This window comes from Kitasatospora sp. NPDC002522, assembly GCF_053595195.1.
Window position 1 is genome coordinate 76,790 of record NZ_JBSFXE010000006.1, and the last position, 25,415, is coordinate 102,204.

General features: G+C 70.2%; 26 protein-coding genes. 20 read left to right on the forward strand and 6 right to left on the reverse strand.

Translation table 11 applies throughout. The features are described from left to right. Positions 1-200 precede the first annotated feature (200 nt). The 4 genes from ACWD4U_RS06660 to ACWD4U_RS06675 all read left to right on the forward strand — a co-directional run bounded on the left by ACWD4U_RS06660 (position 201) and on the right by ACWD4U_RS06675 (position 4,139). Complete coding sequence (locus tag ACWD4U_RS06660) at positions 201-1,481, forward strand: aspartate kinase (protein WP_363461032.1); 1,281 nt, start codon at positions 201-203, stop codon at positions 1,479-1,481. Positions 1,482-1,723: 242 nt separating this feature from the next. Next, positions 1,724-2,251 carry a SigE family RNA polymerase sigma factor gene (locus tag ACWD4U_RS06665; RefSeq protein WP_363461075.1) on the forward strand — a complete coding sequence of 176 codons (528 nt, stop codon included), beginning with the start codon at positions 1,724-1,726 and terminating at the stop codon, positions 2,249-2,251. Beyond that, entirely contained in the window at positions 2,244-3,266 is a 1,023-nt protein-coding gene (locus ACWD4U_RS06670) for a hypothetical protein (protein WP_363461030.1), read from the forward strand. Before ACWD4U_RS06665 ends, ACWD4U_RS06670 begins: the two co-directional genes overlap by 8 nt. Positions 3,267-3,356: 90 nt before the next feature. Further along, a complete protein-coding gene (locus tag ACWD4U_RS06675) occupies positions 3,357-4,139 on the forward strand; it encodes an SURF1 family protein (protein WP_363461028.1) in 783 nt (260 codons plus the stop codon). Positions 4,140-4,160: 21 nt separating this feature from the next. Here ACWD4U_RS06675 and ACWD4U_RS06680 read toward each other — a convergent pair whose 3' ends face one another. Next, entirely contained in the window at positions 4,161-4,757 is a 597-nt protein-coding gene (locus tag ACWD4U_RS06680) for a hypothetical protein (protein ID WP_449787124.1), read from the reverse strand. Positions 4,758-4,788: 31 nt separating this feature from the next. After that, positions 4,789-6,612, reverse strand: coding sequence for a S9 family peptidase (locus ACWD4U_RS06685; protein ID WP_363454433.1), 1,824 nt, complete (start codon positions 6,610-6,612; stop codon positions 4,789-4,791). A 164-nt stretch (positions 6,613-6,776) separates the two neighbouring features. On the opposite strand from ACWD4U_RS06685, the gene ACWD4U_RS06690 reads away from it, so the two are divergent. From ACWD4U_RS06690 to ACWD4U_RS06700, 3 genes are read left to right on the forward strand one after another with little or no spacing between them, the layout of a single operon-like run. Further along, a complete protein-coding gene (locus ACWD4U_RS06690; RefSeq protein WP_363454435.1) occupies positions 6,777-7,340 on the forward strand; it encodes a DUF6197 family protein in 564 nt (187 codons plus the stop codon). Positions 7,341-7,384: 44 nt separating this feature from the next. After that, entirely contained in the window at positions 7,385-7,960 is a 576-nt protein-coding gene (locus ACWD4U_RS06695; RefSeq protein WP_363454437.1) for a helix-turn-helix domain-containing protein, read from the forward strand. 52 nt (positions 7,961-8,012) lie between these two features. Then, a complete protein-coding gene (locus ACWD4U_RS06700; RefSeq protein WP_363454439.1) occupies positions 8,013-8,546 on the forward strand; it encodes a GNAT family N-acetyltransferase in 534 nt (177 codons plus the stop codon). 59 nt (positions 8,547-8,605) lie between these two features. Here the strand turns inward: ACWD4U_RS06700 and ACWD4U_RS06705 are convergent, their stop codons facing one another. Then, positions 8,606-8,971 carry a YybH family protein gene (locus ACWD4U_RS06705; RefSeq protein ID WP_363454440.1) on the reverse strand — a complete coding sequence of 122 codons (366 nt, stop codon included), beginning with the start codon at positions 8,969-8,971 and terminating at the stop codon, positions 8,606-8,608. A 99-nt stretch (positions 8,972-9,070) separates the two neighbouring features. Here ACWD4U_RS06705 and ACWD4U_RS06710 point away from each other — a divergent pair, with 99 nt between their 5' ends. The 8 genes from ACWD4U_RS06710 to ACWD4U_RS06745 all read left to right on the forward strand — a co-directional run bounded on the left by ACWD4U_RS06710 (position 9,071) and on the right by ACWD4U_RS06745 (position 17,991). Continuing rightward, complete coding sequence (locus ACWD4U_RS06710; protein WP_363454442.1) at positions 9,071-9,958, forward strand: LysR family transcriptional regulator; 888 nt, start codon at positions 9,071-9,073, stop codon at positions 9,956-9,958. 153 nt (positions 9,959-10,111) lie between these two features. Next, a complete protein-coding gene (locus ACWD4U_RS06715; protein ID WP_363454444.1) occupies positions 10,112-11,008 on the forward strand; it encodes an ADP-ribosylglycohydrolase family protein in 897 nt (298 codons plus the stop codon). 137 nt (positions 11,009-11,145) lie between these two features. Continuing rightward, a complete protein-coding gene (locus ACWD4U_RS06720; RefSeq protein ID WP_363454446.1) occupies positions 11,146-12,621 on the forward strand; it encodes an APC family permease in 1,476 nt (491 codons plus the stop codon). Then, positions 12,618-13,055 carry a hypothetical protein gene (locus ACWD4U_RS06725; protein WP_363454448.1) on the forward strand — a complete coding sequence of 146 codons (438 nt, stop codon included), beginning with the start codon at positions 12,618-12,620 and terminating at the stop codon, positions 13,053-13,055. The genes ACWD4U_RS06720 and ACWD4U_RS06725 overlap by 4 nt, the downstream gene beginning before the upstream one ends. Before the next feature lie 20 nt (positions 13,056-13,075). Further along, positions 13,076-14,434: a dipeptidase gene (locus tag ACWD4U_RS06730; protein WP_363454450.1), complete on the forward strand. Its 1,359-nt coding sequence runs from the start codon at positions 13,076-13,078 to the stop codon at positions 14,432-14,434. A gap of 23 nt (positions 14,435-14,457) precedes the next feature. After that, a complete protein-coding gene (locus ACWD4U_RS06735) occupies positions 14,458-15,627 on the forward strand; it encodes a M24 family metallopeptidase (protein WP_363454452.1) in 1,170 nt (389 codons plus the stop codon). A gap of 210 nt (positions 15,628-15,837) precedes the next feature. After that, positions 15,838-17,364 (forward strand): alkaline phosphatase, encoded by a 1,527-nt coding sequence (locus ACWD4U_RS06740; protein ID WP_363454454.1) that lies wholly within the window; start codon positions 15,838-15,840, stop codon positions 17,362-17,364. Between the two features lie 108 nt (positions 17,365-17,472). Continuing rightward, on the forward strand, positions 17,473-17,991 hold the full coding sequence (locus ACWD4U_RS06745; protein ID WP_363454456.1) for a hypothetical protein: 519 nt from the start codon (positions 17,473-17,475) through the stop codon (positions 17,989-17,991). A gap of 39 nt (positions 17,992-18,030) precedes the next feature. Here the strand turns inward: ACWD4U_RS06745 and ACWD4U_RS06750 are convergent, their stop codons facing one another. Further along, positions 18,031-18,312, reverse strand: a complete 282-nt coding sequence (locus ACWD4U_RS06750; protein ID WP_363454458.1) for a hypothetical protein — start codon at positions 18,310-18,312, stop codon at positions 18,031-18,033. 740 nt (positions 18,313-19,052) lie between these two features. Between ACWD4U_RS06750 and ACWD4U_RS06755 the strand changes: the two genes are divergently transcribed. From ACWD4U_RS06755 to ACWD4U_RS06770, 4 genes are all read left to right on the forward strand, one after another. Further along, positions 19,053-20,315, forward strand: coding sequence for a hypothetical protein (locus tag ACWD4U_RS06755; RefSeq protein ID WP_363454460.1), 1,263 nt, complete (start codon positions 19,053-19,055; stop codon positions 20,313-20,315). Positions 20,316-20,317: 2 nt separating this feature from the next. Continuing rightward, positions 20,318-21,457: a DUF262 domain-containing protein gene (locus tag ACWD4U_RS06760; RefSeq protein ID WP_363454462.1), complete on the forward strand. Its 1,140-nt coding sequence runs from the start codon at positions 20,318-20,320 to the stop codon at positions 21,455-21,457. 11 nt (positions 21,458-21,468) lie between these two features. After that, positions 21,469-22,203 carry an MAE_28990/MAE_18760 family HEPN-like nuclease gene (locus tag ACWD4U_RS06765; protein WP_363454464.1) on the forward strand — a complete coding sequence of 245 codons (735 nt, stop codon included), beginning with the start codon at positions 21,469-21,471 and terminating at the stop codon, positions 22,201-22,203. A 460-nt stretch (positions 22,204-22,663) separates the two neighbouring features. Further along, the gene (locus ACWD4U_RS06770) at positions 22,664-23,227 is read left to right on the forward strand and encodes a hypothetical protein (RefSeq protein ID WP_363454466.1); all 564 of its coding nucleotides are present in this window, start codon (positions 22,664-22,666) and stop codon (positions 23,225-23,227) included. 76 nt (positions 23,228-23,303) lie between these two features. Here ACWD4U_RS06770 and ACWD4U_RS06775 read toward each other — a convergent pair whose 3' ends face one another. Then, positions 23,304-24,062 (reverse strand): glycosyltransferase family 2 protein, encoded by a 759-nt coding sequence (locus ACWD4U_RS06775; RefSeq protein ID WP_363454468.1) that lies wholly within the window; start codon positions 24,060-24,062, stop codon positions 23,304-23,306. Between the two features lie 2 nt (positions 24,063-24,064). Then, a complete protein-coding gene (locus tag ACWD4U_RS06780; RefSeq protein ID WP_363454470.1) occupies positions 24,065-24,853 on the reverse strand; it encodes a GntR family transcriptional regulator in 789 nt (262 codons plus the stop codon). Between the two features lie 202 nt (positions 24,854-25,055). Here ACWD4U_RS06780 and ACWD4U_RS06785 point away from each other — a divergent pair, with 202 nt between their 5' ends. Continuing rightward, positions 25,056-25,409: an SCO3933 family regulatory protein gene (locus ACWD4U_RS06785; RefSeq protein ID WP_363454472.1), complete on the forward strand. Its 354-nt coding sequence runs from the start codon at positions 25,056-25,058 to the stop codon at positions 25,407-25,409. The last annotated feature ends 6 nt before the right edge of the window (positions 25,410-25,415 follow it).

The following is a 25,415-nucleotide window of genomic DNA, read 5'->3' on the forward strand; positions in this document are numbered from 1 at the left end:
CGGGCCGGAGGCGAAAGTTCCGATACCGCCGGGGCGGCGTCGGCGGCGATTCTTCGGAACGGGTGGCCGCGGTCCGCAGACCTGCCGGTCGGCGGTGACCAGGGTTCGATATTCGCATCTCACCATGTGGAAAGCGCCGGCCGGGGCAGACCCGCTCGTTAGACTGACCGCGACCTACCACCCCAAGTCGAGGAGCCCCCGTGGGCCTTGTCGTGCAGAAGTACGGCGGCTCATCCGTCGCGGATGCCGAGGGCATCAAGCGCGTCGCCCGCCGAATCGTGGACACCCGGAAGGCCGGCCATGAGGTCGTCGTCGTGGTCTCCGCGATGGGTGACACCACGGACGAGCTCATCGAACTCGCGGAACAGGTGACGCCTATTCCGTCCGGCCGTGAGTTCGACATGCTGCTGACCGCCGGAGAGCGCATCTCCATGGCGCTGCTGGCGATGGCGATCCGGACGCTGGGCTTCGACGCCCAGTCGTTCACCGGCAGCCAGGCCGGCGTGATCACCGACTCGACGCACAACAAGGCGCGCATCATCGACGTGACGCCGGGCCGGATCCGCAACGCCCTGGACGAGGGCAACATCGCGATCGTGGCCGGCTTCCAGGGCGTGTCGCAGGTCTCCAAGGACATCACCACGCTGGGCCGCGGCGGCTCCGACACCACCGCGGTGGCGCTGGCGGCGGCGCTCGGCGCCGAGGTCTGCGAGATCTACACCGACGTGGACGGCGTGTTCACCGCCGACCCGCGGGTGGTCAAGAAGGCCCGCAAGATCGACTGGATCGCCTTCGAGGACATGCTGGAGCTGGCCTCGTCCGGCTCCAAGGTGCTCCTGGACCGCTGTGTGGAGTACGCACGGCGCTACAACATCCCGATTCACGTACGCTCGTCGTTCTCCGGTCTGCCGGGGACGATCGTCAGTGGTACCAACCCGAACAAGCCCGAAGGGGGCGAGATGGAGCAGGCCATCATCTCCGGAGTCGCCCACGACACGTCGGAGGCCAAGATCACGGTCGTCGGCGTCCCGGACAAGCCGGGCGAGGCGGCCCGGATCTTCCGTGCGATCGCGGACGCCGAGGTCAACATCGACATGGTGGTGCAGAACGTCTCCGCCGCCGCCACCGGCCTCACCGACATCTCCTTCACCCTTCCGCACACCGAGGGCCAGAAGGCCATCGACGCGCTGAACCGGGTCAAGGACGGCATCGGCTACGAGTCGCTGCGCTACGACGACGCGATCGGCAAGATCTCGCTGGTCGGCGCCGGCATGCGGTCCAACCCGGGCGTCACCGCGACGTTCTTCGAGGCGCTCTCCGAGGCGGGCGTCAACATCGAGCTGATCTCCACCTCGGAGATCCGGATCTCGGTGGTCACCCGCGCCGAGGACGTGCCGGAGGCGGTCCGCGCCGTGCACACCGCCTTCGGCCTGGACAGCGACAGCGCCGAGGCGATCGTCTACGGCGGCACCGGACGCTGAGCGTCCCTCAGCGGGGGTTGTGTGCGGGACGGGTGAAGCGGACCCGGACCGTCCGCGAGGTCTGCCAGAATCCCCCTTCGGAGCGAGCACGCTCCGGAGGGGGATTCCCGGCTTGCGGAAGAATGCCCCTGCGGTGAGGGCAACCAGGACAGGGGATCGTGTGTCCAACCAGCGTGACGAACGTGACGGGGGCAGCGGTGGCCATCACCCTGCCCGGGGCGGCCCGGCGGGTCGGTAGTCGGATGGGTCTTGCTGCGGCGGCGGCAGACGCGACCGGGGCCAGCGTCGACCAGCTCACCGACACCTACCGGGCCCATTACCGTTCCCTGTTGAGGTTGGCCGCACTGCTGCTGGACGACCTCTCCTCCTGCGAGGACGTGGTCCAGGAGGCGTTCATCCGGGTGCACGCCGCCCGGCGCCGGGTCCGTGATCCGGAGAAGACCCTCGCCTACCTGCGGCAGACCGTGGTCAACCTCTCCCGCTCCACGCTGCGCCGACGCCTGCTCGGCCTGCGCCTGCTGCCCAAGCCGATGCCTGACATGGCCAGTGCAGAAGAAGGGGCCTACGATGCGCTGGAGCGCGACCAACTGAAGGCCGCGCTACGGGGGTTGCAACGCCGTCAGCGGGAGGTGCTGGTGCTGCGCTACTACGCGGACCTGACCGAGGCTCAGGTCGCCGAGCTGCTCGGCATCTCCATCGGCTCGGTCAAGGCGTACGGCTCCCGCGGACTCGCGGCGCTGCGGGTCCAGATGGAGACCGGCGATGAGTGAGCCGGGCCTGACCGAGGACCAGCTGCGCGAACGGTTCCACCGGGCGGTCGCCGCGGTGCAGCCCGATCCCGCGGCGCTGCCCCGGCTGCGGGCCGCGGTGCCGCGCCGCCGGGTCAGACGGCGCCGCGCGTGGAGCGGCGCGGCCGTGCTGGCCGCCGCGGTGATCACGCTGCCGGTGGTGCACGCCGCGCAGCCGTTCAACCTCTCCGGGGACTCCACCGGCGGCTCGGTCGGCGCCGCCGACCACGACCGCCCCCCGCACCCCGGCGGCATCCGCTCCGACGCCCCGCACCGGCCCTCGCCCGGACCGCAGACCGGGCACGGCGGCGGCACCGACCCGTCCGCCTCGCCCGCCGCCTCCGGCACCCCCACGGGACTGCCCGTCACCCTGCCCGCCTGCACCCGTACCGACCTCGGCCGGGCCGACGCCCGGCAGGCCGCCGCCGAACCCGACACCGGGCGGCTGTACGGCTGGTTCCAGCTGACCAACACCGGCGGACGGCTCTGCCGGGTCGCCGACCCCGGGGTGTTCACCGTCGGCGGCGCCGCCGGCGTCCAGCTCACCGCGCACATCGCCGGCGACCCGGCCGCCTCGCTGCCCGACCCGGCCGTCCTCCCCGCCGAGCTGCTGCTCGCCCCCGGGGACTCCTACCTGGTGCGGTTCGCCTGGGTGCCGCAGCGCTGCGCCGCCGCCTCGCCCGCGCCCAGCGGCCCGAGCGGCCCGCTGCCCTCCGCGGCCGCCAGCACCGCCGCCGCCCAGCCCGCCGCCGACCCCGCCCCCGGGTCCAGCCTGGCCCCCGGCGTCGACCCCAGCCCCAGCGCCAGCCCGACACCCAGCGCCAGCCCCAGTCCCAGCCCGGCCGCCACCGGCTTCGCCCTCGGCTACGCGCCGGACACCGCCTCCGGCCCCGCCGCCACCACCGCCCTGCGCGGCGACTGCGGCGGCACCGTCTACCGCTCCGGCCCCGAGCGCACCCCCGCCGGCCCGACCGCCTCGGCCACCCCCGCACCCTGACGTCCGCTCGGCTCCGACGGCCGGGCGACGCCCGTCCCGGGCCGGGACCCGGCGGTCCCGGGCGTTGTCAGGAGTGGTTACCGTGGTGGGGTGTACCGGTTCCTGCTCAGCCCGCGGTGGCTCGTCGGCACGGTCGTCGCGGTGGCGGCGATCGTGGTCTGCCTGATGCTGGGCTCCTGGCAGCTGGGCCGGTTCGAGTCGCGGGTGTCCACCCACAAGGAGAACGCCACGGCCACGGCCGCCGCCGCGCAGGCCGCCGCGGAGCCGCTGGCGACCGTGCTGCCGGGCGGCGCGGCGAAGGTCGGGACGGACACGGTGGGCCGGGCGGTGAGCGTCACCGGCGAGTACGACGGGGCGCACCAACTGCTGGTACCGGGCCGGGTCGTCGACGGCCGGTCGGGCTACTACGTGCTGACCCCGCTGCGCACCGGTGACGGCCGGGCGGTCGCGGTGGTGCGCGGCTGGGCGGCGGGGGAGCCGGGGACGGCTCCGGCGGCGCCGACCGGGCAGGTCAGCGTCCAGGGGCGGTTGCAGGCCCCGGAGACCAGCGGCAGCGGCGGCGCGGTGGCGGGCGGCCTGCCCGCCGGGCAGCTGGGCACGATCAGCCCGGCGACGCTGGTCAACGTGCTGCCGTACCCGCTGTACGACGGCTGGGTCGCGGCGGACCAGGTGCCGGCCGGGCTGACCGCGGTGCCCACGGTGCAGCCGGAGGGCGGCGACGGGCTGAGCCTGCGGGCGTTCCAGAACCTCGGCTACACCCTGGAGTGGTTCGTCTTCGCGGGCTTCGTGGTCTTCATGTGGTTCCGGCTGGTGCGCCGCGAGGCGGAGGCCGCCCAGGACCGGGCCCTCGGACTGGACCCGGTCCTGGACTGACCGCGCTGACGGCCCGTCAGCTCACTTCTTCGGCGACGGCGAGGCCGCGCCGGCCGGCGACACCGCCGGGGCCGGCGACTTCGCGCCCGGCGCCGGACTCGCGCAGGCACTGGCCGAGGGCAGCGGCGGGGCGGCCGCGGCCGAGGCCCCGGTGCGGGCCGGCGCCGGCGTCCCGGTGGGTGCCACCGCCGGCCGGCCGCACGGGCCGGCCTCGTCGAAGGAACCGAAGCCCGGCGCGGGCGAGGGGTTGCCGCACTCGTCGACGTAGTCGTCGTTGCGGGTCGAGCCGACGGTGCGGTGGTGGTAGTGGCGCACCACCGTGTGGCTGCTCCCGGAGGAGTGCGAGCCGCTGCTTCCGGAGCTGCCGGAGCTGCCGGAGCTGTGCGACCCGCTGCTGCCCGATCCGCTGGAGCCCTTCGAACTGCGGCTGCCGCTCTTGCTCTTGGCGAGCAGTTGCATCGACAGCCCGGAGCCCGGGTCCGCGCCGAGGTCCGCCCGGGAGTCCGCGCCGGTCGCCTGCGCGCAGCCGCCCGCACCGTCGTCGGACGACGAGCAGCCGGCGGTGGCGAGCAGCACGGCGCACACCGCCGCCGCGGCGAACACGGCGCGTCCGAGCATCAGTTGTCCCCCCTGCCGGCCGGGCCGCCGGTCACCGTACGGTGCCGGGCGCGAGGTGCCGCCGGACGAAGTCGATCTCCAAGCGGAGCTGCTTGATCCGCTCGTCGACGACCAGCGAACCGTGCCCGGCATCGTAGCGGTAGACCTCGTGGACCTTGCCGAGTTCCTCCAGCCGCCGGACGTAGTTGTCGATCTGCCGGATCGGGCAGCGCGGGTCGTTGAGGCCGGCGCTGATGTACACGGGCGCCTTGACCTGCTCGACGTAGCTCAGCGGGGAGGAGGCGTGCCAGCGCTCGGGGACGTCCTCGGGGGTGCCGCCGAACAGGGTGCGGTCCAGCGACTTCAGCGCCTCCATCTCGTCGTCGTAGGCGGTCAGGTAGTCGGCGACCGGGACGGCGGCCAGGCCGAGGGTCCAGTGGTCGGGCTGGGTGCCGAGGCCGAGCAGGGTGAGGTAGCCGCCCCAGGAGCCGCCGGAGAGCACCAGCCGGTCGGGGTCGGCGAGTCCGCTGTCGACCGCCCAGGCGCGGACCGCGCCGATGTCCTCCAGCTCGATCAGGCCGACCCGTTCGCTGAGCGCGTCGGTCCAGGCCTGCCCGTAGCCGGTGGAGCCGCGGTAGTTGACCCGGACCACCGCGAAGCCGTGGTCCAGCCAGGCGGCCGGCCCGGCGGCGAAGGAGTCGCTGTCGTGGTGGGTCGGGCCGCCGTGCACCTCGAAGACGGTCGGGTACGGGCCCGGGCCGGTCGGCCGCTGGACCAGCGCGTGCACCCGGCCGCCGGGGCCGTCCACCCAGACGTCCTCCACCGGCACCGAGCCGGGCGGCACCGGGCCGGCCGCGCGCAGCACCACCGCGCCGGAGGTGGAGCGGACCGCGGACGGCTCGGCGGCGGAGGACCAGAGGAACTCCACGGTGCCGTCGGGACGGGCGGTGGCGCCCGAGACGGTGCCGCGCGGGGTGTCCAGGCGGACCAGCTCGCCGGAGGCCAGCTCGTAGGAGAACAGCTCGCTGCGGGCCTCGTACTCGTGCTCGATCAGCAGGGCGCGGGCGTCCGGCCGCCACTGCGCGGACAGGTCGCCGGGGAACTCCCGGCCCGACTCGTCGCGCAGCCGCAGCTCGGTCTCGGTGCCGGCGGCGACGTCCCACAGCATCGGCTCCCAGCGGCCGCTGCGCTGGTGCGCGACCAGCAGCCGGGTGTCGCCGGGCGCGGGCGCGAAGCCCAGGCAGGCCACGCCGCGCGGCTCGTCCCGGCCGGTGACCTCGTCCAGCTCGGCGACGGTGGCCCCGTCGGCGGTGCGCAGCACCCGGATCGCGGAGTGCATCGCGTCGCCGTGCTCGGTGTGGTCGACGGCCAGCAGGGTGCCGTCGTGCGACAGGTCGCCGACGCCGCCGTACTCGGCGTGGTGGTAGACCACCTCGGGCTCGGCCGCACCGGGGCGGTGCAGGTAGAGGGTGGTGCCCTCGTCGTCGGTGGAGGTGCCGACCACCACGGTGCCGTCCCGGCCGAGGGCCAGGCCCGCCGAGTACGCGGCGGGCACCCCGGGGGCGGCCTCCTGGTCGGGGCCGCCGGTGAAGGGCTGGCGGCGCCACACGCCGAACTCGTCACCGTCGGTGTCGTCGAACCACCAGATCCACTCGCCGTCCGGGCTCAGCTCGGCGTCGGTCGTGCCGTTGGGGCGGTCGGTCACCCGCCGGTGCTCGTCGGTCGCGCGGTCCCACGCGTACACCTCGTAGGTGCCGGTGGCGTTGGACACGTACAGCGCCCGGTCGGGTGCCTCGTCCGCCCAGTCCGGCAGCGAGACCCGCGCTGCCCGAAACCGCTGCTCCCACGCCGGAACGCCGTTCGTCTGCTCGTTCATGCACTCATCCAACCCGATGCGCGGGGGTGATCGGAACGGCGGTGACGGCGCTGAAACCGGAGCGCGGAGGACGGTGCGAGCACGGAGCAGATGCGGTGCGGCTCCTGACGAACTATCAACGAAAGCGGTACAAATACGGACATAACGACGCGAGGAGTCTCACCGTGGCCGCCCCCACCCCCCTGCTCGACCGGCTCGACGCCCCCGCCCTCGCCCAGGAGCTGGGCCTGGTCGAGGAGATCGAGCGGTACCTGGCCGGCCTCCCCGCGCCCGCCCGCCTCCCCCTGCTGCCGCTCGCCGAGCCGGGCGTCCACGGCGGCCGGTACGGCAGCGTCCGGCAGCCGTGGAACTTCGGCTTCCCGCTGCCCCGCCGCACCCTGCTCGACCACCTGGCCCGCCGCGCCGCCCGTCCGGTCGAGGTCACGGTCGCCGGGCACCTGCGACTGACCTCCCGCTACCTCGCCGAGGCCGGCTGGGTGCAGGGGGCGATGTGGGACGCCGCCGGCCGGGTCTGCCTGCTCGGCGCCCAGACCGCCGTGCTCGCCCACGGCTACGGCACCGCCCGCACCGTCCGCCGCGCGCGGGTCCAGGTCATGGAGATCCTGCACGCCACCGGCCGCCCGGTCCCGTCGCCGGACGTCTACAACGACCGCCCCGGCACCCGCCAGTCCGACGTCCACGCACTGCTGGAGACCGCCCGGGCGCGCGCCGAGTCGCTCGGCATCTGAGACCCGCTTCCAGTCCGTCCCAGATCCGGGATACCCTCCCGGTTGTGAGACACGACGACGAACCCGGCGAGGAGGACCGGCGCCTGGCCGCCCGCCTCGCCGAACTGCGGGCCGAACGCGGCTGGTCGCTCGACGAACTCGCCCAGCGCAGCGGCGTCAGCCGCTCCACCCTGTCCCGGCTGGAGCGGGCCGAGATCAGCCCGACCGCCGCCCAGCTCGGCCGACTCTGTGCCGCGTACGGCCGCACCATGTCCCGGCTGCTCGCCGAGGTCGAGGCCGAGCCGCCGCAACTGCTGCGCGCCGCCGAGCAGCCGGTGTGGCACGACCCGGCCACCGGCTTCGTCCGCCGCTCGCTCTCCCCGCCGCACTCCGGCCTGCGCGCCGAACTGGTCGAGGGCACCCTCCCGCCCGGCGCCGACATCGCCTACGACGCGCCGCCCGTTCCCGGCCTGGAACAGCACCTGTGGCTGATGTCCGGCGCACTCGACCTCACCCTGGACGGCGCCGTGCACCGCCTCACCCCCGGCGACTGCCTGCGCTTCCGGCTCTGGGGCGCCTCCCGCTTCCACAGCCCCGGCCCGGAACCGGCCCGCTACGTGCTCGCCGTCGTCCTGCCCTGAGCTGCCCTGACCCGACCGCCCCCGCCCCCGCCCCGTGACTGAGGAGCCCCGCGTGCCCGCCGTCGAGATCGTGCCACTCACCGCCACCGGCCTGGACGCCCACCGCGACGGGCTCGCCGAACTGCTGCTGGACGCGATAGCCGACGGCGCCTCGGTCGGCTTCCTCGCCGCCACCAGCCCCGCGCAGGCCGCCGCCTGGTGGGCGGAGCAGCGTCCGGCCGTGGCGGACGGCAGCCGGTTGCTGTGGATCGCCCGCGACGGAGCGGGGCGGGCGCTCGGCACGGTCGCCCTGGTCCGGGAGACCAAGCCGAACGGCCGGCACCGCGCCGAGCTGGTCAAACTGCTGGTGCACCGGGACGCCCGCGGCGCGGGCCTCGGCCGCCGCCTGCTGGCCACCGCCGAACAGGCCGCCCGCGACAGCGCCGCCACCCTCCTGCTGCTGGACACCCAGACCGGCAGCCCCGCCGAACACCTCTACCGCACCGCCGGCTGGACCCCGTACGGCATCGTCCCCGGCCACGCCGCCACCCCCGACGGGGAGCGCGCCGCGACCACCTTCTTCTACAAGGAGCTCGACGGCGCGTAGGCGGCCGACGGTGCGTCAGGTGGCGGCTTTGCGGTGCGGTGCGGTGCGCCAGGCGGCGGCTAGGCGGTCGGGTGGACGAACTCCGGCTGGTCCAGCAGGCGCAGCCAGCTGCCGTCCGGCTGCCGGCGGACCACCTGGGCGCGGGCGCCGGCGCCGTCGCGCGGCGGGGTGGAGGTCAGCGCGACGCCGTCGGCGGCCAGGGTGGGCAGCGGCGGCTCCGGGGTGAACTGCGGGCGGGTGGCCAGCACCTGCTCCCAGAGCGCCTGGATCGCGGCCCGACCCACCGTCAGCTGCCCCGGTGGGAAGGCCATCACGGCGTTCTCCTCGTAGAGCGCGGCCACCCCGGCGGCGTCCCCGGCGTTCGAGCGCTCCACGAACAGCCGGGTGAGGTCCTCGGGGTGCATCGCCTTCGGGTACTCGGTCATCACTGCCTCCTGTGGCGTTCCGTCTCGATGCCGCCAGCCTCCCGCCGGCCTGATCAGAAGTCCAACAGCTGATTCTGCTCAGTACTAGAATCTGTAGTCATGGAGCTGAGGCAGCTGGAGTACTTCGTCGCGGTCGCCGAGGAACGCAACTTCACCCGCGCCGCCGAGCGGGTGCACATCAGCCAGTCCGGGGTCAGCGCCCAGATCCGCCAGTTGGAGCGCGAGCTCGGAGCGGAGCTGTTCGACCGTTCCGCCCGCACCGTCACCCTGACAGTGGCCGGCAAGGCCGCGCTGGAGCACGCCCGTGCGGCGCTGGCGGCCTCCCGCGCGGTCGGACAGGCGGTCGGCGAGGTCACCGACCTGATCCGCGGCCGCCTGACCGTCGGGATGGTGCTCGGCTGCACCGTCACCCCGTTCTTCGACGCGCTGGCGGCCTTCCACCGCGCCCACCCGGGCGTCGAACTCGCCCTGCAGGAAGCCGACTCCGAGCAGCTCACCGAGGCCGTCCGGACCGGCGCCCTGGACCTGGCCCTGATCGGCTGCGCCGGCACCACCCCCGACGGGCTGGACGCCCACACCGTGATCAGCGAACGGCTGGTCGCCGCCGTCCCGCCCGGCCACCCGCTCGCCGCCGCGGGCCGCGCCGACCTCGCCGAGCTGCTCGCCCACCCGCTGATCTGCATGCCCGTCGGCACCGGCCTGCGCGGCGTCCTCGACCAGGCCTGCGCCGCCCGGGGCCTGACCCCGCGGATCGCCCTGCAGGCCGGCGCCGCCGAGGCCATCGCCGACCTCGCCGCCCGCGGCCTCGGCGTCGCCCTGCTCAGCCGCTCGATGGCCGCCGCCTTCCCGCAGCTGACGCCCGTCCCGCTGACCGACGTCACCACTCCCGCCCTGCTCACCCTGGTCAACCGCCCGTCCCCGCCCCCCGCCCTGCGCGCCCTGCTCACCGCCCTGCGCCACGCCTTCGCCCGTCCGCCCGCCGCCTGACGCAACGTCGACCCGCGCCTACGCCCGTTCACCCACCGCCTGACGCACCGTCGAGCCGCGTCATCGCCCGTTTGTCGCTTGTCGCCTGACGCGCCGTCGACCGCCCCGAAATCCCCTCGCCCCGCGCCCGCCGCCCGGGCACCATGAACGGCGATGACCCCTGACCACACCGCCGCCCACGCCAGCCTGACCGGACTCGCCACCGCCGACGCCCTCGGCGCCCAGCACTTCGTCCCCGCTCACCTCCCCGCCCTGCGCGAGCGTCGCCTCCCGCCCGCGCCGTGGCCCTGGACCGACGACACCGAGATGGCCTGCGCGCTGCTCGCCGCCCTCCCCGCCGACCGGGCCGACCTCGACCAGGACGCGCTGGCCCGCTCGTTCGCCGAGCGCCACGACTTCGACCGCGGCTACGGCCCGGCGATGAACCGGCTGCTGCGGCAGGTCCGGGAGGGCGGCGACTGGCGCACACTCGCCGCCGGCCTCTTCGACGGCCAGGGCTCGTGGGGCAACGGCGCCGCGATGCGGGTCGCCCCGCTCGGCGCGTACTACGCAGCCGACCCCGCCCTCGCCGCCCACCAGGCGGCCCGATCCGCCGAGGTCACCCACACCCACCCGCTCGCCGTCGCCGGCGCGGTGGCCGTCGCGGTCGCCGCCGCCCTGGCGACCGTCCCGGGGCTGACCGGCCGCGAACTGCTCGCCGGCACCGTCGAGCTGACCCCGCCGGGCCGACTGCGCGAGACCCTCCGCGAGGCCCGGATGCTGCTCGACCAGCCGTACCCCGGACTCGCCGCCCACCGCCTCGGCAACGGCCGCCAGGTCAGCGCCCTGGACACCGTCCCCTGGGCCCTGTGGTGCGCCGCCCGCCACCTCGACGACTACCCCGCCGCCCTGTGGACCTGCGCGGCGGCCGGCGGCGACGTCGACACCACCTGCGCGATCACCGGCGGCGTGGTCGCCGCCCGCACCGGCCCGGCCGGCATCCCCACCCCCTGGCGCACCGCCACCGAGCCCCTCCCCATCTGGCTCCCCACCCGTCCGGAGCCTTGCTGAGTGTCCGTCAGTCGGATGCGTTGGGCCGTTCCGGTGAGAGTGCGGCGCGAGGTGACGGGTTATCGGATGCGCCGTGCACGCCCCGGCCGGAGTGTGGAGGGGCGGCCCCGGTGGGCGGGGCGCGGAGGAGGCGGTGCATGAGCGCGGCAGACGTACCGAGCCCGAGCGGAGCGGCGGCTTCGACGAGGACGAGGGTGAAGGCGGTGTCGACGCCCAGGATGACCTGGGTGACGCTGGCGCTGATGACGACCAGTTCGGTGGCCAGCCTGCGGGCCGCCCCGACCATGGCGGTGTACGGCCTGGCCTGTGTGTTCCTGTACATCGTCCCGGCCATCGTGTTCCTGCTGCCGACCGCGCTGGTCTCCGCGGAACTGGCGTCCGGCTGGAACGGCGGCGTCTACAACTGGGTCGCCCAGGGGCTGTCCAAGCCGCTCGGCTTCCTGGCCGTGTGGTGCCAGTTCGCGATGACGATCTTCTACTACCCGAGCCTGCTGGCGTACGTGGCCAGCACCATCGCCTACGTGATCAACCCCGCGCTGGCCAGCAACGGCCTCTACACCGCCATCGTGATCATGGTGCTGTACTGGACCGGCGTGTGGGTCTCCGCCCGCGGCACCGGCGCGGTCGCGGGCCTGGCCTCCTGGGGCCTGGTCATCGGGACGCTGATCCCCGGCGCCCTGCTGGTGGTGCTCGGCATGGTCTTCCTCGGCCAGGGCAACCCCTCGGCCGCCCCGATGACCGCCTCCCACCTGCTGCCCGCCTGGACCGGCCTGGCCAGCCTGGTGCTGATCGTCAACAACTTCCTCAGCTACTCCGGCATGGAGATGAACGCGGTGCACGTCTCCTCGCTGAAGAACCCGGCCAAGGAGTTCCCGCGCTCGATGTTCCTGGCGGTCGGCCTGGTGCTGCTGATCTTCATCCTGCCGGCGCTGGCGATCAGCTGGGTGGTCCCGGCCGACCAGCTCTCCCTGACCGCGGGCGTGATGCAGGCCTTCGACGCGTTCTTCCAGTACTTCCACATCGGCTGGCTCACCCCGCTGATCGCGGTCGGCCTGGTCGCCGCCTCGCTCGGCGGCATGCTGACCTGGCTGGCCGGCCCGTCCAAGGGCCTGCTGCTGATCTCCCGTCAGGAGGGCTACCTGCCGCCCTCGCTGCAGAAGCTCAACAGCCACGGCGTCCAGCAGAACATCCTGGTCGCCCAGGGCGTGGTCACCACCGTCATCGCGCTGATGTACGCGCTGATCCCGAACGTCTCCAGCGTCTACTGGATCTTCTCGGTGATCACGACGCAGGTGTACCTGATCGTCTACCTGCTGATGTTCCTGGCCGCGATGCGGCTGCGGAGGCTCCAGCCCGACCACCCGCGCGGGTACCGCGCCCCCCTGCTCGGGGTGCTGTGCGTGGTCGGCCTGCTCGCCTCCGCGGCGGCGATGGTGATCGGCTTCGTCCCGTCCTCGCAGTTCGGCGGCGGCAGCGTGTGGGCCTACGTCGGCATCGTCGGCGGCGGCCTGCTGCTGCTCGGCGTGGTGATCCCGTTCGGCTTCCTGAAGGCCAGCAAGCCCTCGTGGCGCGACCCCGCGTACGCCGCGGAGCAGCAGGAGGAGACGGCATGACCGGCACCCGGATGGCCTCCGAGCACAGGTGGATCTACCTCGGCGCGATCGTGCTGCTGGTCGCCATGGTGGTGATCGGCCTGATCACCTACACCCAGCAGAAGGCCACCAACGAGGCGTACAAGAAGGCCGGGCAGTTCAGCGACAAGCTGGTCGCCGCCGGCTACCCCGCGCCCGACCAGAAGCAGATCGCCAACACCCTCGGCACCAACGGCGGCGCGGTCTGCGAGGACCCCGCCAGCGCGCTGAAGACCGGCCTGCAGCGGGTACAGCTGTCCAACGGGGCGGGCGGGCCCGGGCAGCGCCCGATCATCGCCAGCGCCCGCGCGATCGAGGCGGAGGCCCTGCTGCTCAGCGTCTACTGCCCCGACCAGCTGCAGAAGTACCAGGACAAGATCGACGATTTCAAGACCGACGACACGGTCAAGAACTGACGGCCAGTCGAGGAGCGCCGATGACCACCGACACCGAACTCGCCGCCCGGATCGCGTCCCTGATGCCCCGGGCCAAGGCCGACCTGACCGAACTGGTCGCCATCCCCTCGGTCGCCGACCCGCGCCAGTACCCGCCGGAGAAGTGCCGGGAGGCCGCCGAGTGGGTGGCCGCCGCCTTCACCGACGCCGGACTGCGCGACGTCCGGCTCGCCGAGACCCCCGACGGCAGCCACGCCGTCCTCGGCCACCGCCCGCCGCCGCCGGGCGCGCCCACCGTCCTGCTGTACTGCCACTACGACGTGCAGCCGCCGCTCGACGACGCCGCCTGGACCACCCCGCCGTTCCAGCTCACCGAGCGCGACGGCCGCTGGTACGGGCGCGGCACCGCCGACTGCAAGGGCAACATCGTCATGCACCTCACCGCGCTGCGGGCGCTCGGCGACGACCTCCCGGTCGGCGTCAAGCTGGTCGCCGAGGGCTCCGAGGAGCAGGGCACCGGCGGCCTGGAGGCGTACGTCCCGCAGCACGCCGAGGACCTGCACGCCGACGCCCTGCTGATCTGCGACACCGGCAACGCCGCGGTCGGCGTCCCCACCGCCACCACCTCGCTGCGCGGCCTCGCCAACGTGGTGGTCACCGTCGCCACGCTTGCCTCCGACATGCACTCCGGCATGTTCGGCGGCCCCGCCCCCGACGCCCTCGCCGCACTCATCCGGATCCTCGACTCGCTGCGCGACGAGGACGGCGGCACCCGGATCGACGGCCTCGCCGCGGACGGCGTCTGGCAGGGCGTCGGCTACGACGAACCGCAGTTCCGCTCCGACGCGGGCGTCCTCGACGGGGTCTCGCTCACCGGCTCCGGCAGCATCGCCGACCGCCTCTGGGCCCGCCCCGCCGTCACCGTGCTCGGCATCGACTGCGCCCCCGTGGTCGGCTCCGCCGCCGCCATCCCCGGCACCGCCCGGGCCCGGGTCAGCCTCCGGGTGCCGCCCGGCACCGACCCAGGCGCCGCCCAGGCCGCCCTCACCGCCCACCTGGAGAAGGCCGCCCCCTGGGGAGCCAGGGTCACCGTCGAACCCGAGTCCAAGGGCGCGCCGTTCCGGGCCGCCACCGACGGACGCGCCTACGCCGCCCTCGACCGGGCCGCCCAGGACGTCTACGGCAAACCGCTGTCCTTCCTCGGCCAGGGCGGCTCCATCCCGCTGTGCAACGTCCTCGCCGGGGCCTACCCCGAGGCCGAGATCATCCTGATGGGCGTGGAGGAGCCGCGCTGCCTCATCCACGCGCCCAACGAGAGCGTCGACCCGACCGAGATCCAGCACATGGCCGAGGTCGAAGCACGCTTCCTGCTCCACTACGCCGCCGCCGCGGGCCGCTGACCGTCCCTCCGGGAGACCACCGCATGCCTTCGCCCTCCTCCGCCCCCTCCTCCTCCGCTGCCCCCGCCGAGCCCACGCCCGCACCGTTCACCGCCGCCGACTACACCGCCCGGATGGCCCGCGCCACCCGCGCCGCCGCCGAGGCGGGCCTCTCCGGACTGGTCGTCACCCCCGGCCCCGACCTGGTCTACCTGACGGGCTACCAGCCCACCGCGATCACCGAACGGCTCACCGCGCTCGTCCTCGCCGCCGACACCGAACCGCTGCTCCTGGTACCGAAACTGGAACGCCCCGACGCCGAGCAGGCACCCGGGGCGTCCGTCGTCCGGATCACCGACTGGACCGACGGCGCCGACCCCTACCAGGCCCTCGCCCCCGCCCTCAGCGTCCCCGGCCGCTACGGCATCTCCGACAACGCCTGGGCGATGCACCTGCTCGGCCTGCAGGCCGCCCTCCCCGGCAGCAGCTACGCCTCGCTCACCGCCTGCCTGCCCATGCTGCGCGCCGTCAAGGACGCCGACGAACTCGCCCGCCTCACCGCCGCCGGACTCGCCGCCGACCTCGCCTACGGCGAGATCCTCGCCGTGCCGTTCGCCGGCCGCACCGAGAACCAGGTCGCCGCCGACCTCGCCGCGCTCCTGCTCAAGCACGGGCACAGCCAGGTCGACTTCACCGTCGTCGGCTCCGGCCCCAACGGCGCCAACCCCCACCACGAGGCCGGCGACCGGGTCATCCAGCCCGGCGACACCGTCGTCCTCGACTTCGGCGGCCTCAAGCACGGCTACGGCTCCGACACCACCCGTACCGTCTACGTCGGCACCGAGCCGCCCGCGGAGGTCCTCGCCGTCCACGACCTCGTCCGCCGCGCCCAGCAGGCCGCCTTCGACGCCGTCGCCCCCGGCCTCACCTGCCAGGACATCGACCGGGTCGCGCGCGACGTCATCACCGAGGGCGGCTACGGCGAGTACTTCATCCACCGCACCGGACACGGCATCGGCCTCACCACCCACGAACCCCCGTACATGGTCGAGGGCGAGACCCAGCCCCTGGTCCCCGGCATGTGCTTCTCCATCGAACCCGGCATCTACCTCCCGGGCCGCTTCGGCATCCGCATCGAGGACATCGTCACCGTCACCGAGACCGGCGGCCTCCGCCTCAACGGCACCCCCCACGAGCTCGCCTTCGTGACCTGAGCCGTCGTCAGACCCGTTCCACTCCAGGGCCCCACCGGTCGACACCGGTGGGGCCCTGCGGCTGGATGCCAGCGTTCGAACGTACGCAACCCCGTGGCCGAAAAGCATTCATCTCATCGCTTTACCTTCTCATTGCCCGGTGCTTACGGTCCCCGGGTGCGTACGCGGCGCACCCGAGCCGGTGCGCCGACGCGTCGAGGAGACGTTCCTATGCAGCGCAAGGCCCTGAAGGCCGCGGCAGTGCTCGCCGTCGCGAGCTCGCTGATCGGCGGCTCCGCGGTCGCCGCCTACTCCGACCAGGAGCACGGCGAGCGCGACAACGCCGAGATCCGCAACGTCATCTACCTGCTCGGCGACGGCATGGGCCGCACCCACGTCACCGCCGGCCGCGAGCGGTACTACGGCGCCGCCGGCAAGCTCACCATGGAGCGCCTGCCGTTCGTCGGCCAGGTCTCCACCTACGCGGTCGAGAAGGGCAGCGACAAGCCGTCCCTGGTGACCGACTCGGCGAGCTCCTCCACCGCCTGGTCCTCCGGCGTGAAGACGTACAACGCGGCGCTCGGCGTCGACGCGTACGAGAAGAAGGTCGTCACCCTCATGGAGCAGGCCAAGGCGGCCGGCCTCTCCACGGGCAACGTCTCCACCGCCGAGATCACCGACGCCACCCCGGCCGGCATGTTCAGCCACGCGCTGCTCCGCGGCTGCCAGGGCCCGACCTACTCGGACGCCGCCTGCCTGCCGAAGAACGCCGACGGCAGCTACGAGGCCAAGCCGGCCGACGCCACCCTGATCACCCCGATCGCCGAGCAGATCGCCCGCAACGGCACGGCCGACGTGATCCTCGGCGGCGGCCTGGCCCGCTTCGAGCCGGATGACCAGAAGGCGCTGCAGGCCCAGGGCTACCAGGTGCTCGGCAGCTTCGGCGACCCGGCGCTGACCGCGCAGACCGCCGCCAGCCAGAAGGTCGCCACCAAGGCCGACCTGGACGCCGCCAGCGGCAAGAAGGTCGTCGGCCTGTTCAACCGCGGCAACCTGACCGTCGAGGCCGCGAAGTCCGCGCTGCCCGCCGGTGCCGCCGAGAAGGCCGAGCCGACCCTCTCCGACATGACCGGCAAGGCGATCGACCTGCTCGCGAAGAAGAACAAGAAGGGCTTCTTCCTGCAGGTCGAGGGCGCGCAGATCGACAAGCGCTCGCACGCCAATGACGCCAACCAGACCCTGGGCGAGATCAAGGCGTTCGACGACGCCGTCGCCAAGGCCGTCGACTTCGCCAAGAAGGACGGCCACACCCTGGTGATCGTCACCGCCGACCACGAGTGCGCCGGCTTCAACATCATCGAGAAGGGCTCCTTCACCAACGCCGAGGCCGCCGCCCCGCCGGCCAACAGCGACGCCGGCAACACCGCGAACAACAGCTCGCCGGCGCGCTCCTCCTCGGCCAACGTCAAGGACCCGTCCCGCTCCAGCGGCATCGTCAACGGCGCCGGCTCCAAGGACCCGAAGAACTTCGCCCCCGCGACCTTCCGCACCCCGGACGACGCGGCCGGCATCACCGACGGCAGCCCCGAGGCCAGCCTCTGGCTGACCTACCTGTCCGGCAACCACACCGGCGCCGACGTCCCGATCTTCGCCTACGGCCCCGGCGGCCAGCGCTTCGCCGCCAGCCAGGACAACACCGAGCTGTACGGGAAGATGTACAGCGCCCTGTTCGGCAAGAAGCCGCACGGCCGGGACTGACCCTCCGCCGTCCGCCGGGCCCGGGGGTGCCACGCCCCGGGCCCGGCCCCGCTTCCTCTCTTTCTCTTTCCCCTTTCCCGCTCACCGCCCGGCAGAAGGCGCACCCCCATGACCTCCCGCACCCGCATCGCCGCCGCCCTCGGCACCCTCGCGCTCGCCGCCGCCCTGCTCACCGGCTGCAGCGGCACCGAGGACACGCCCGAACCGGCCACCCCCTCGGTCAGCCCGGTCGCGCTTCCCGCCCCGCGTCAGGCCCCGGCGCCCGCCGTCGCGCTGGCCACGCCGGTCGCGGCCGGTGAAGTCCGCCTCGACAACGGCCCGTTCACCGACCGCGTCAAGCTCACCGGCCTCAGCCTCACCGGCGCCCCCGCCGTCACCGGCCACCTGACCATCACGTCCGACGTCAGCGACGTGCTCGCCCTCGAAGTCCACGCCGCCTACTACGACGCCACCGGCCACCTCCTCGGCACCGGCACCTTCCAGTACCAGGAAGAAGAAGCCGCCACCGGCCAACACACCGGCCCCCGCGCCACCGGCGAAGGCATCGACATCACCATCCCCGCCGACCACCTCACCGGCACCCCCACCGGCGCCGTCCTCACCATCCCCGTCCTCGTCAACGAGTAACAGCTCTCCGTCCGTGACGCCGACGAACATGACGGGACCTCACTCGCCCTGCGGGACCCGCTCGAAGCCCTCGGTCCACGCGTCATCGTCCAGCCGGTACGGCACGATCACGAAGCAGTCGGGCTCATCCCCGAAGCCCGGCAGCAGGGCCGCGCGACGCCGACGCTCCTCGGCCTTCTCCCGAGTCGAGTAGATACCGAGGAGCTTCACGTCATCCCCGTCCTGCTCGTCGATGTGAAGACTTCCGTCCGCGTGCACAGTGGCTCCGCGAGGGCCAGCCTCATTCTGGTGGCCCACATGCCACAGCGGATAGACGGTCACGGCCGAACGCTATCGGCCAGCGCTCAAGCCCGGTATGGCTTGCGCAGGGCAGTGATCCGCTCAGACACAGTCCCGCGAAGCCCATGTCCTCGCCCCCATTGCCTGAGTGGCAGTCACCCAGTCGGGCAGACAGAAACGAGGAAGGGCCCTATCGGATCTCTCCGATAGGGCCCTCACCTGCTACTACGAAGTCGGGGTAGCGGGATTTGAACCCACGGCCTCTTCGTCCCGAAGCAACTCGGGCACCCACTCGGCCTGGGGCTGGAGTGTCACTGACCTGCGTGGACAGTCCCTGAGTGTCCGTGGTTGTCCGCCTAGGTACGTGCCGGTTGTAGCGCAGTTAGACACTCAGCATGCATCAGCGCTTCCCATGGCGATCGAGGCCACTGGCACTGGCTCGGGTGCTAAGCCCGGCAGGTACTGAGGCCGCCTGCACGGTGAAGACGGGACCGCGTCTGCCTCATCACGCTCAAGAGTGATGCCTCGCGGGCTGGGGAGCTGCCTTCAAGAGGATCTCGGGTTCCAACCCAGTGTCGATCGACCCCGTGCTTGCAGCCCTCCCTTGCGGCGCTTGAGCCTTCACTCGATCGCGCGTGGCGGCATCCCGGCATGGCGACCGCTAGAATCCCCTACCCAAATGCCTTGCATTATCGATCTTCTCACTGTACAATCATCGCCGCTACCTCTGTCCCGTGCGATAGCATGTCTTCCTGCATATCGAAGAGGCTGGAAGAAGAAGAGTGGACGATCTCGCCCGTGGTCGTGTCCGTGCGACACAGGACACCTTCCAGATCCCCGAGATCCAGAAAGTCCTGACGCCCAAGCGCCCCGCCGTTGAGACAGCTGGCCTCGCAGACATATTTCCGTATTATGCCGGCTTCTCATTCGACTGGGCTCGGGACCTCCTCGCCAAGGATCAGGCAAACGCTAGCACGCCAATAACAGTCCTTGATCCTTGGAACGGAAGCGGAACCACAACCCTAGCGGCCCAAAGCCTGGGATTTCGATCGGTTGGAATTGATCGCAACCCAATTGCTAATATTGTGGCTAGGTTGCGCTGTGGGATAATGTCAAGCGACAGTATTAAAGAGGCTCCATCGGCAGGCCCTGGGGAGTCCTCGGAAGGGGATCCCCTTCGCGCATGGTTTACCGATCAGACTTCTGCTCGCATTCGACAGTGGGTGGATATTGCCAGCGATGGGAACGGGGCATTCAGTCCGCCCTATATCGTATCCCTATTCAGGGTTGTACGCTCTCTGACCAAGAAGTTTGAGGGGAGTAATCCCACATGGGTGAAGAGGGCAAAGGGGCCCGATGATCTCATCGGCCTCGATTCTGACTATCTTGACGATCTAATTCAGGCGGAGTATCGCTTCCTGGTAGGTAGAATCGAAACCTGGCCTGTTCAGACGACAGATAGCCTTCACATTACGGCTTCTGCTACGCGCATGCCTATTGCCAGTTCAACGGTAGACGTGATTCTGACATCGCCGCCCTACTTGACCCGTATTGACTATGCAGTGGCCTACGCTCGCGAACTTGCCGTGCTTGGTATCGACATTGCACGGGATCGAAGCCTACGTTCCGAACTTATGGGGACAACGCTAATTCGCAAGGATGTCGGCTTCTCCATTTCCAGTGTCGGGCCAACAGCGCAACTGCTTTTGTCGCAAGTGCAAGGTCACAAGAGCAAGGCTTCTTCAGGCTACTATCTGAAGCAGGCCCAGCAGTATCTCTCGGACTTGTGCTCTGGACTAGATGAGATCAGCCGCGTCTCTAGGCCAGGTGCGTCGATTCACCTGGTGGTGCAGGATTCCTACTACAAGGATGTCCCAGTCCCGCTGGCTGACATCTGCATAGAGGAAGGCACTCTTCGGGGATGGTCACTCGAAGCCTGCGACAGATTTCCGGTGCGGAGATCTCTCACGGCGCTTAACACGTCTGCCCGGGCATACAAGAAGAGCGATGTAGCGGAGTCAGTAATTTCCTTCAGAAAGGATTGAACGTGGCCGAGGCAGCCAGCTCTCCGGACGAGTTGATCCAGGCTGTAGATCAAAAGATCACAGCCGTCCGAACGCAGAGTATTGACTTCTCTTTCAACGAGCTGGCGGACATGTATGAGTCCGAAGAGCTAATTATTGACCCCGAGTTTCAGCGAATGTTTCGCTGGACCGAAGGTGCTCAAGCTCGGTTCATCGAGTCGCTGCTTCTAGAACTCCCCGTTCCCCCTATTTTTCTGATCGAACGAGATGATCGCGTCTATGAGCTCATCGATGGGCTCCAGCGAATCTCGTCTTTTCTGCACTTTAGAGGCGAGCTGGAAGTTGACGGCGAAAAGCTCCCCCCGCTTGTGCTCTCCGATTGCGACATTGTGCCTGAGCTGAATGGCAGGACACATGCGAACCTGCCACGGGCGCTTGGGATCAAGCTGAAGCGGAGCTACATCCGCGCGGAAATCCTGCGCAAGGAGAGCGATCCTCGGCTTCGATACTACATGTTCAAAAGGCTCAATACTGGCGGCGAGGAGCTTTCCAAGCAGGAAGTCAGGAACGCGACGATTCGCCTTCTTTCGAATGAATTCAACCAGTACATTATTGAGCTATCGCGAAACAGTGACTTCATGTTCTGTTCCGAGACCCTGACAGAGAATGCGCGGCGCGAAAAGTTCGACCAGGAGTTGGTCCTAAGATTTTTTGCCTTCAAGAATGCTGGCTCAACATATAGGCATGACATTGCCGACTTCCTTACTGACTACATGGAAGACATTTCGGACCCGTCCTCCACTAGTCAATTTGACTATGTTCGCGAGCGAGAAGTCTTTGAGAAAACCTTCAAGGTAATTCGCGTAATTGCTGACGTGATGGAAATTGGCCCGAGGGTAATGGGGACGGTCTCTCGGACCGGAGACCCGCGTTGGCAGTTCTCGGTCTACCATTACGAGGGAATCGTACTGGGTATTCAGAGGGTCCTTGATCGGCTTGATCCGTCAGATTCAACTCAAATGGCGCGCATTGCAGAAGTAGTGAGGGGCGGGAAGTCCGATCCAGACTTTCTGCGCGCCACGGGCGGTGGAAAGAATGACCGCAATTCGCTGCGCGCGCGCATCTCATACTTTGCTGACAGGTTCTCGGGAGTACTCGATTGAACCTTTCCGAGATGCGTGCCGAGCTCGAAGAGGATATGGCTTGGCGCTTGGATGAGATTCGCCATCTCGGGAACCGCCTATTGCTTGAGCATGACCCTGAGGATTGGCCAGTCTTTTCTCTTAGGGCTATTCTTGTAATGCAATATGCCCACCTGGAGGGGTTCACCAGGAACGCACTCTCTCTCTATGTTGCTGCTATCAACGCGAAGCGCCTGCCCGCGGAAGACTTGCAGCCTGAGCTTTTGGCGGCTGCCCTCGCTGTTGAGTTTGATAACTTGCGCAAATCGTCAGGTGGCGAGGGCCTGGAAGGCGAGGGGAGGTTGACCACTCGTGCTCGTCATCAAACTGCCTTCGTTCAACGAATCCAAGAGCTGAGCAAAGGTTCTCTTTCAATCGCCGCCGAGGTTGCAGTGTCCATGGAGATGAACCTAGGGTCTGATGTCCTGAAGCGTTCTCTAGTCGCTCTTGGAATTCCCGTGACCCGAGTTGCAAGAGATCAGTACACTTCTATCGATTTTGTTAAGCGGGTGCGGAATGATATCGCACATGGAAGCCGAAAGGAGAATATCCCGAAAGGAATGTTTGACGCACATCTGAAAAAGTGCGAGACGTTCATGGGTGATCTTGCACGGGTTCTGACGCAGGCAGTTGCCGAGGAGTGGTACCGAATCGCTCGCCCAACTGTTCCTGAGATGCGTGGTGGCTTGACTGAAGGAGTCTCGCCGAGTACGGGAGTCGACGGATAACGCATTGAGGGCGGCGTAGCGGTTTTGGCCGGTGTCCTGTCTGGTCTGGGTCCGAGCATGATCGGGGGGCCGTAAGCTTGCCCGCGATCTCGGGCAGGCTCCTCGCCTGCCCGCAATCTGGCCGAGTGGCCCCCCGTTCTTGCTCGGTGCGGGTCCCGGTCCTGGCAGGTGGGTAAAACCGTGGAGCCGCCCGCCCCAGCCATGACGGCGCGTTGGGCCGCAACCACTCACGATCGTCCGTCCGCCTTGCGCGGCCGGCCGCCGCCTCGCCCGGGCGAAGACAAGCGCGGGGGCGAGCGGATGGGCCGCGCCCTGGCGCGAAGCGCCCTTGAACCCGTAGAGAAGAGTTTTACGCACCCCCTCCCCACCACCCCCTGAACCTCCCATGCCACCTGTTGACCTGGCCCGACCGTCCGTATGCTCGGCTGGTTCGGCTGACGGCATGTCACATCGGGGGATCATGGATACGGTCACGCAGCTCGTCACCATCGCGGCCGTGGTTCTGGGTGGACTCACCACCTACGCGACCAATCAGCTCATGGAGCGGGGCAAGCGCCGGGACTCACTCCGGGTTCGCTGGGACGAGAAGAAGCTTGATGCCTACGTCGAGTACGTGGGGAGTGTCCGGGCCTGCGTTTACGCGGCGGTGCTGGCCTTTGAGGTGACGCACTCCATCCGCGAGATGCCACGTACAGAGCACGAGCTGCTGATGGACCTTACGGAGGCTGAGGGCCGTCGGGCTCTCGCCTTCGAGCGGCTGATGATGCTCGCTGGCGACCAGGTGATCGAGTCGGCCCATGCAGTGAACACCGCAGCCGCCGCGATCGACTGGCGCGCCCGCCGGCTGGTTGATGGCCCAGTGGAGGAATGGCGGGCCCTCCACATCGAGATCTTCCGCGCGATCAACGTCTTCCATGAGGTGGGACGCGCCGACCTTGGCGTCACCGGCGGCTTTGTTGGCGACCAGCACACCGCGCGGGGGCTCACCCTCCCTCGACAGCAGGAGAGTTCAGCCGACGAGTGACCGGCAGCAGCCATGCGAACGGCCCCGGCAGCAGGGTCATCCCCTCTGCTGGGGCCGCGTCGTGCCGTGGGTCCGATCAGGCCGCGTCGAAGCGCCAAGAGTTCAGCGCGGCCAGCGCCTCCGCCCGGGCCTGGATCACTGCCATCCGGGCCTCCCACTCGGTCTCCAGCACGTGCGCTGCCTGGCTGGTGCTCTGTCCCGGCCACTTCCGGTAGAGCAGACCGGTCTCCGCCGTGAACCACCCGCGGCTGACCGCGTCGAGCGCCATCAGCAGTCCGGTGTCCTCCGATGCAGGGAGCGCCATCCACCCACCAAGCGCCAGCACCAGCTCGCGCCGCGCGCAGAGGGTGGCCGGGTGGACCTGTGCCCGGTAGTTGTGGGCCTTCCAGTGCCGGAGAACCTCGCCGCGCTCGATCGGGCCTTCGGGCGGGTCCTGGTCGAAGCCCACCGTGCTGCCGTCCGGAAGAAGGTCGAGCACCCGCGAGGTCGTCCACGCCACGTCCGGCCGGCTAGTGAGCACCGCGAGGTCTCGGGCGAGGGCGCCGGGGGTCAGCATGTCGTCGGCGTCCAACACCTTGACGAACTCGCCTGTGGCGCGGGCCAGGCTGATCGTGCGGGCCATGCCGGCGCGTCCATGGCGGCCCTGACCGAAGCTGATCCGGGAGTCGTCCGGAACGTGGGGCGCTACGTCGTCAGTCTGGCCGTCCTCCTGGATGACCCACTGCCAGTCCCAGCCCGCGGGCAACTCCTGTTCCAACAGCGACTTGTAAGCGTCGGCGAGGAACTTCGCCGCCGGCCCGTGCACTGCCGTGATGACGCTCACGGTGTTGGCCATGCTCACCACCTGTCCAGCTTGGTCGTGTAGACCATCTCGGTGCGGTCGCCCGGAAGGATCACGTCGGAGACCTCCACCACGCGGTCCGTGGTGTCGATGCAAGTCTTCCGGAGGAGGACCACCGACACACCGACCGGCAGGCCGAGTTCCTCGTTCTCCTCGGGCGTTGGCGGACGGGCGCGGAAGGTCTCGACGATGCGGTCCAGCTCGATTCCGAGTGTGAAGAGTTGGTTCTGCGTACCCCCGGGCCAAGGCTCCAGGTCAGCGCGGAGTAGGTCTGGGTTCTGCGAGACCAAGTCACGGACCAGGTAGGACCGGGAGATGTTGAACGGGTGCCGGTCCTGGCTGTAGCGGGTTCGGTAGGTCCGCTCCAGCAGCAGGGTGCCCTCGGGTACACCGAACAGCGTGGCCAGGTCGGCGGGCGCCGGGACTTCCTGGAAGTCAGCGTGGAACACCAGATCGTCCACGGCCAGGCCGGTGTCATGTTCGGTCGCGCCGGTGCTCTTACGGACGGCCTCCGGCTGGCGGGCCCGGTCCTTCTCCCACTGGTGCCGCTCGTTGCTCCGGGTGGCCCGCTTCGGCTGCCGGCGGACGAAGGTCCCGCGGCCCTGCTGCTTCTCGACCAGGCCCTCGGCCTGAAGCACACCGACGCCCTGACGGATCGTGGGCACGCTCACGTCGTAGTGAATCGCCAGTTGGGTCTCTGCTGGCAGCCGATCGCCCGGTGCCAGGACTCCGTCAGCGATCTGTCGCCGCAAATCGGTGGAAATCCGCTCGTACTGGTTGGCCATGGAGCCGGTCACCGCCCTGTCGTGGTCTCCCGAACATCTTAAGTCCTCAAGAGGAGTTGACGACTAGCTGATGCGCCGTCATAGTTCATTGCAACTCCTCAAGAGGACTTAAGGACTAGAGGAGCTGATGACCTTCGGCCCTGCCATGGGGCCGATCGGCGTCCGGGGCCGCATGCCCCGGCTCAGCGAAGGAGTTCGGAAGATGCGTCTCATCCCCGTGGACACCACCGGCGCTCTGGTGATGGTCGCCCAGGAGCCCCGGCCGAAGCTGAAGGACCGGCGGACCGGCGAGATGGCGATGGACACCGAGACCGGTGCCCCGCTGATGACCCTCGACGTCACGTTCGTCGCCAACGGCCAGGCCGAGATCCTGTCGCTGACCGTCCCGCAGCCCGGCATCCCGGACGGTCTCATCCCCGGCACCCTGGTGGCGCTCACCAAGCTGATCGCCCGGCCGTGGGAGAACGAGTTCAACGGCCAGAAGCGCTCCGGCATCGCCTTCCGCGCCGACGCGGTCACCGCCACGATGCCGGCGTTCGTCGGCGCGAAGGGCTGATGACCG